Raw genomic sequence first — 6,087 nt, 5'->3', positions numbered from 1 at the left:
ACTTCGCGATCTTCGCCAGACGCTCGAAGTCGATCTTCAGCGCGAATGCCGACGCGCCCGCGACGATCAGCTTCGGCTTGTGTTCGTTCGCCAGTTTCTCGGCGGCGTCGTAGTCGATGTCTTCGCTTTCGTTCAGGCCGTAGCTCACGACGTTGAACCACTTGCCCGACATATTCACCGGCGAGCCGTGCGTCAGGTGGCCGCCATGCGCGAGGCTCATGCCCATGATCGTGTCGCCCGGCTTGAGCATCGCGAAGAACACGCCCTGGTTCGCCTGCGAACCCGAGTTCGGCTGCACGTTCGCGGCTTCCGCGCCGAACAACTGCTTCACGCGGTCGATCGCCAGTTGCTCGACCACGTCGACGTATTCACAGCCGCCGTAGTAACGCTTGCCCGGATACCCTTCCGCGTACTTGTTCGTGAGCTGCGAGCCCTGTGCGGCCATCACGGCCGGGCTCGTGTAGTTTTCCGACGCGATCAGCTCGATGTGCTCTTCCTGGCGGCGGTTTTCCTGCTCGATCGCTGCAAAGATTTCGGGATCGACGTTCGCGATGGTGCTTTGGGCTCTGTCAAACATACGGTTTCCGTTAAGTGTGTACAGGTTGACCGGAGTGGCCGAGTACATTGCGCTGCTGGCGGAACCAGCCCGACGTGGCGGAAGAATCCGTATGACGCGAGGCAGGACAGCCACCGGCGATGCACGCGACGGCGCACAACGGCTGCCCAGGCGAACGGCAAAAACGGCGCCCCGCGCTTCACGGTGGGATGCTCCACCTTGAACCCGAAGGGTTCTATCGCCAGTCACGCAGGGGTGATGAGCGCGTTAGTGTATTGGATGCGTCATGAATAGGCAACCGCGCGGCAGTCGCCCGGAAATAATGGGGGCCAGACTTTACGCGCCCGTGCCGACGCGCTTTGGCGCCTTGCCGCGGTGCCGCAATCTCAGTAGGCTTGCGGGATACCATCCGCTACTTTGTTACCGACCAGGAGCAGCAATGATCGTGTTCGTCACAGGCGCGTCCGCCGGCTTCGGCGCCGCCATCGCCCGTGCCTTCGTCAAGGGCGGCCACCGTGTCGTCGCAACCGCGCGCCGCAAGGATCGTCTCGATGCGCTCGCGGCAGAACTCGGCGACGCACTGCTGCCGTTCGAGCTCGACGTGCGCGACCGCGCCGCCGTCGAAGCCGTGCCGGCCGCCCTTCCCGCCAAATTCGCGGCGCTCGACGTGCTCGTCAACAACGCCGGTCTCGCGCTCGGCGTCGAGCCTGCGCACAAAGCCAGCCTCGACGAGTGGCAAACCATGATCGACACGAATTGCTCGGGCCTCGTGACCGTCACCCATGCGTTGCTGCCCGGCATGATCGAGCGCGGGCGCGGTCACATCTTCAACCTGGGTTCGGTGGCCGGCACCTATCCGTATCCGGGCGGGAACGTATACGGTGCGACCAAGGCTTTCGTCCGACAATTCAGCCTGAACCTGCGCGCCGACCTGATCGGCACGCCGTTGCGCGTCACCGATATCGAGCCGGGCCTGTGCGGCGGCACGGAATTCTCGAACGTCCGCTTCCGCGGCGACGATGCGAAGGCGGCGAACGTCTACCAGAACGTCCAGCCGCTCACGGCCGAGGACATCGCCGACACGATCTACTGGATCGCGACGCGCCCCGCGCACGTCAACATCAACACGATCGAAATGATGCCGGTCGCCCAAGCCCCGGCCGGCCTCGCGATCCATCGCGGCTGACACGGCGAGCCCAGCCGCGGGCCCGGTTCCGGCCGGCCCGCGGCGTGCTACGACGTACTACATTCCGTTACGAATCGGTTACGAATCGGGCCTCGGCCTTCCGGTAAAATGCGCGCCATGACCCAGCCTACCCGCTCCCCGGACGCGCACTCCGACTTCACCTGGCCGGTACGCGTGTACTACGAGGACACCGACGCAGGCGGCATCGTCTTCTATGCCAACTACCTGAAATTCTTCGAGCGCGCCCGCACCGAATGGCTGCGCGCGTGCGGCATCGACCAGCGTCGGCTCGCCGACGACACGGGCGCGATCTTCATCGTCCGCAGTACCTCGCTCGACTACCGCGCACCGGCGCGACTCGACGACACGCTGACGGTCACGAGCCGGCCCGGACGCATCGGCCGCGCATCCGTGGAATTCACGCAGGAAGCCTGGCGTGGCGACACGCTGCTCGTCGCCGGACACATCCGCCTCGGCTGCGTCGACCGAACCGGCATCCGGCCCGCGGCAATCCCGCCGGTCGTGCTCGACGCGCTGCAACGCGGGCCCGTCATCGACGCCGGGCAGACTGTATTGTCAACGAAGCTCGGATGAGCACCGTTTAGACAAAACCCATGAACTTGCCTTCCTGAATCGATACTAAGCAAGGTTCGGCGCCAGGCCAGGCCGGCGCGCCGCGCCACACGCATACCGTGCCCCCTCGCCGGACATCCCCGAAGGGACATTACTCAAACCTCTATGAACACTTCTCAAGACCTGTCGATCATTTCCCTCGTCCTCAACGCGAGCGTGCTGGCCCAGGCCGTGATGGGGCTGCTGCTGCTTCTGTCGCTGATGTCGTGGACCTTCATCTTCCGCAAGTGGTTCGCGATCCGCCGCGCACGCGCGCAGACCGAACGCTTCGAAAGGGATTTCTGGTCGGGCGGTGACCTGCAGGCGCTGTATCAGAGCGCGGCCAACAATCGCCACACGATCGGCGCGCTCGAGCGGATTTTCGAATCGGGGATGCGTGAGTTTCTGAAGGCGAAGGAAAAGCGCATCAGCGACCCGGGCCTCGTGCTCGACGGCGCGCGCCGCGCGATGCGCGCGTCGTTCCAGCGCGAAATGGACGTGCTCGAAGCGAACCTCGCGTTCCTCGCGTCGGTCGGCTCGGTCAGTCCGTACATCGGTCTGTTCGGCACCGTCTGGGGGATCATGAACTCGTTCCGCGGCTTGGCGAACGTGCAGCAGGCGACGCTCGCGAACGTCGCACCGGGCATTGCCGAGGCGCTTGTCGCCACCGCGATCGGCCTGTTCGCCGCGATTCCGGCGGTGGTTGCGTACAACCGCTACGCGCACGACATCGACCGCCTCGCGATCCGCTTCGAGACCTTCATCGAAGAGTTCTCGAACATCCTGCAGCGTCAGGCCCAGTAAGGAGCGCGCCATGGCAGGAAGTCCCATTCGATCCAGCATGCGCGGCGGCCGCTCGCGCCGCGCGATGGCCGACATCAACGTCGTGCCGTACATCGACGTGATGCTGGTGCTGCTCGTGATCTTCATGGTCACGGCACCGCTCGTCGCCCCGTCGATCATCAATCTGCCGACCGTCGGCAATGCCGCACCCCAGGAACAGACGCCGCCGGTCGTCGTCAACATCAAGGCCGACCGCACGATGAGCGTCAAGTACAAGGGCGACTCCGGCGCGACGCAGGAAGACACGATGACCAAGGCCGAGCTCGACAGCTTCATCCTGGCCCGGCAGGCTGACCATCCCGACCAGCCCGTCGTGATCGCGGCCGACAAGACCGTGCAGTACGATGCCGTCATGACCGTGATGTCGGACCTGAAGGCGCGTGGCGTCAAGCGCGTCGGCCTCCTCGTCAAATCGCAATGAACCGGCAGCAATCCACGCGCGGCAACGCCTATCCGTCTCAGCCCCCTCGCGAACGCGGCACCTGGCGCGCGTTCGCGCTCGCTGCGCTGATGCACGTGCTGCTCGCGTTGTTCCTGTATCACGGCGTGCAGTGGCAGAACAGCACGCCGGCCGGCGCCGAAGCCGAACTGTGGACCGAGGTGCCCGACGTGCCCGCGCCGCGGCCCGTCGTCACGCCGACGCCGCCCGCAAAGCTCGCTCCTCCCCCTCCCCCGGTGCGGGACGAGCAGGCGGACATCGCGCTGCAGCAGAAGAAACGGCAACAGGAAGCGGCCGCGCGCGAAGCGCTGCTCGAGCAGCAGCGCCGCGCGCAGCAACTGAAGGCCCAGCAAGAAGAAACGCGGCGCGAGCAGTTGGCGGCCCAGCAGGCTGCTGCCCTCGCCGCGCAGAAGGCCGCCGAGCGCGAAAAACAGAAGCAGGCGGACAAGCTCAAGCAACAACAGCTCGTGGAGCAGCAGAAGCTCGAACAGCAGAAACTCCAGCAGCAGAAACTGCAGCAACAGAAGCAGGCGCAACTTGAAGCGCAGCAAGCGGCGAAGGCCAAGGCCGACGCGGCCGCGAAGGCGAAGGCGGAAGCCCAGGCCAAGGCGAAGGCCGAAGCGACGGCGCGCGCGAAGGCCGACGCGGCAGCGAAGGCGAAGCTCGACCGCGAGCGCAGCGCGCGTCTCGCACAGATGCAAGGCATGTCCGGGGCCGGCGAAGGCGGCGGTGAAGGCCTCGCGAAAAGCGGTACCGGGACGGGCTCCGGCGGCAATGCCGCGTCGCCCGGCTATCCCGACAAGGTGCGTCGCCGTGTGAAGCCGAACATCGTCTGGGGCGGCGAGCGCGCGGGCCTGACGACGGTCGTCGCGATCCGCTGCACGCCGTCGGGCGACGTGTTGAGCGTTTCGATCCGCCGTTCGAGCGGAAATTCGGGGTGGGATCAAGCCGTGGTCAATGCGATTCAGGCGTCGGTCCCATTGCCGCCCGATTCTAACGGTCGTACCCCGTCCGACATTACGATTACCTTCAAGGCGGCGGAGTGATCGCAAATGCGCTTACACTCCGTGCGTCGCTGCCGGACGGGAACGAATCGGGTATTTTTACTGTCTCTGCGGTTGCGCAGCGATCCAAGTCACATGGGAAGCAAGAAGCATGAGTTTGATGACGAAACTAGGTTTCAGGGCACTCGTGGCCTCGTGTCTGATTGCGGCCGGCGGCGCCGCTAACGCGCAGGTCAACGTGCTGATCACCGGCGTCGGTTCGACCCAGTTCCCCATCGCCACCGCGAACTTCGCGAACGAGGCGGGCCTGCCGCAGCAGGTCACGTCGATCGTCCGCGCCGACCTCGCCCGCAGCGGCAAATTCACCAATATCGACGCGGGCAGCACGCCCGTGCCCGAGACCGCATCGGTCGATCTCGGCGCATGGAAGGCCAAGGGCGCGAACGCGTTCGTCGCCGGCAGCGTGAACCGCGAAGCCAACGGTCAGTACAAGGTGAACTTCATCCTGTACGACACCGTGAAGCAGCAAAGCCTCGGCGGCCTGTCGCTGACGGCGACGGACACCTCCCTGCGCACGGCCGGCCACAAGATTGCCGACTACATCTACCAGAAGTTGCTCGGCGTGCGCGGCGTGTTCGCGACGCGTCTGTCGTACGTGATCAAGACGGGCAACCGGTATCAGTTGCAGATCTCGGACTCGGACGGCCAGAATGCACGCATCGCGCTGTCGAGCACCGAGCCGATCATCTCGCCGGCGTGGTCGCCGAGCGGGACGAAGGTCGCGTACGTATCGTTCGAGCGCAAGAAGCCGATCGTCTACATCCACGACCTGCCGACCGGCCGCCGCTACATGGTCTCCGACCAGAAGGGCAACAACAGTGCGCCGGCGTGGTCGCCGGACAGCAACACGCTGGCCGTTGCGCTGTCGCTGACGGGGAATACGCAAATCTATACGGTCAATGCGAACGGCGGCGGTCTGCGCCGGCTCACGCAGAGCAGCTCGATCGATACCGAGCCGTTCTACTCGCCGGACGGCCGCTGGATCTATTTCACGAGCGATCGCGGCGGCGCGCCGCAGATCTACCGGATGCCCGCGCAAGGCGAAAGCGCCGGCTCCGCGCAACGCGTGACCTTCACCGGCAGCTACAACACCAGCCCGCGCATCAGCCCGGACGGCAAGCTGCTCGCCTACATCTCCCGCACGGGTGGGGGGTTCAAGCTGTACGTTCAGGATCTGCAAACCGGCGCGGCGAACGCCATCACGAATACCAATCGCGACGAATCGCCGAGCTTCGCGGCAAACGGCCAGTACCTTCTTTACGCTACCCAGTCGGGTGGTCGCAACGTGCTGGCAGCAGTGCCCTCCGACGGCAGCGCGCCGCCGCAGATCCTGTCCGTCCAGGGCGGCTCCGTTCGTGAGCCGTCGTGGGGGCCCTTCATGCAATGA

Annotated in this window: 6 protein-coding genes, 1 pseudogene and 1 riboswitch; of the genes and pseudogenes, 6 read left to right on the top strand and 1 reads right to left on the bottom strand. The window is 65.4% G+C overall.

Annotated elements, in window-relative coordinates:
* A pseudogene (gene glyA, locus HWX22_RS12865) lies at positions 1-577 on the bottom strand (serine hydroxymethyltransferase); the annotation flags it as partial.
* A gap of 137 nt (positions 578-714) precedes the next feature.
* A riboswitch (ZMP/ZTP riboswitch) is annotated at positions 715-815 on the bottom strand.
* Between the two features lie 180 nt (positions 816-995).
* Between glyA and HWX22_RS12860 the strand changes: the two are divergent.
* The 6 genes from HWX22_RS12860 to tolB all read left to right on the top strand — a co-directional run bounded on the left by HWX22_RS12860 (position 996) and on the right by tolB (position 6,087).
* On the top strand, positions 996-1,742 hold the full coding sequence (locus HWX22_RS12860) for an SDR family NAD(P)-dependent oxidoreductase (RefSeq protein WP_175915759.1): 747 nt from the start codon (positions 996-998) through the stop codon (positions 1,740-1,742).
* A 108-nt stretch (positions 1,743-1,850) separates the two neighbouring features.
* Positions 1,851-2,336: a tol-pal system-associated acyl-CoA thioesterase gene (gene ybgC / locus HWX22_RS12855; protein WP_175915758.1), complete on the top strand. Its 486-nt coding sequence runs from the start codon at positions 1,851-1,853 to the stop codon at positions 2,334-2,336.
* A 144-nt stretch (positions 2,337-2,480) separates the two neighbouring features.
* Positions 2,481-3,158: a protein TolQ gene (gene tolQ, locus HWX22_RS12850; RefSeq protein WP_010091489.1), complete on the top strand. Its 678-nt coding sequence runs from the start codon at positions 2,481-2,483 to the stop codon at positions 3,156-3,158.
* Positions 3,159-3,168: 10 nt separating this feature from the next.
* Positions 3,169-3,618 (top strand): protein TolR, encoded by a 450-nt coding sequence (gene tolR, locus HWX22_RS12845; protein ID WP_059535490.1) that lies wholly within the window; start codon positions 3,169-3,171, stop codon positions 3,616-3,618.
* A complete protein-coding gene (gene tolA, locus HWX22_RS12840) occupies positions 3,615-4,682 on the top strand; it encodes a cell envelope integrity protein TolA (protein ID WP_059820509.1) in 1,068 nt (355 codons plus the stop codon). Before tolR ends, tolA begins: the two co-directional genes overlap by 4 nt.
* Before the next feature lie 109 nt (positions 4,683-4,791).
* Positions 4,792-6,087, top strand: coding sequence for a Tol-Pal system beta propeller repeat protein TolB (gene tolB, locus HWX22_RS12835; RefSeq protein WP_059690845.1), 1,296 nt, complete (start codon positions 4,792-4,794; stop codon positions 6,085-6,087).

The sequence above is a fragment of the Burkholderia sp. BCC1638 genome, from assembly GCF_902833195.1.
Lineage (GTDB): Bacteria > Pseudomonadota > Gammaproteobacteria > Burkholderiales > Burkholderiaceae > Burkholderia > Burkholderia diffusa.
Note: the sequence above shows the minus strand (reverse complement) of the source record. Positions and strands in the feature narration are given on the sequence as shown.

Excerpts from the sequence above, each read along its gene's own strand:
- tolB (WP_059690845.1), top strand. The coding sequence starts at position 4,792 with ATGAGTTTGATGACGAAACTAGGTTTCAGGGCACTCGTGGCCTCGTGT.
- HWX22_RS12860 (WP_175915759.1), top strand. The coding sequence starts at position 996 with ATGATCGTGTTCGTCACAGGCGCGTCCGCCGGCTTCGGCGCCGCCATC.
- tolR (WP_059535490.1), top strand. The coding sequence starts at position 3,169 with ATGGCAGGAAGTCCCATTCGATCCAGCATGCGCGGCGGCCGCTCGCGC.
- ybgC (WP_175915758.1), top strand. The coding sequence starts at position 1,851 with ATGCGCGCCATGACCCAGCCTACCCGCTCCCCGGACGCGCACTCCGAC.
- tolA (WP_059820509.1), top strand. The coding sequence starts at position 3,615 with ATGAACCGGCAGCAATCCACGCGCGGCAACGCCTATCCGTCTCAGCCC.
- tolQ (WP_010091489.1), top strand. The coding sequence starts at position 2,481 with ATGAACACTTCTCAAGACCTGTCGATCATTTCCCTCGTCCTCAACGCG.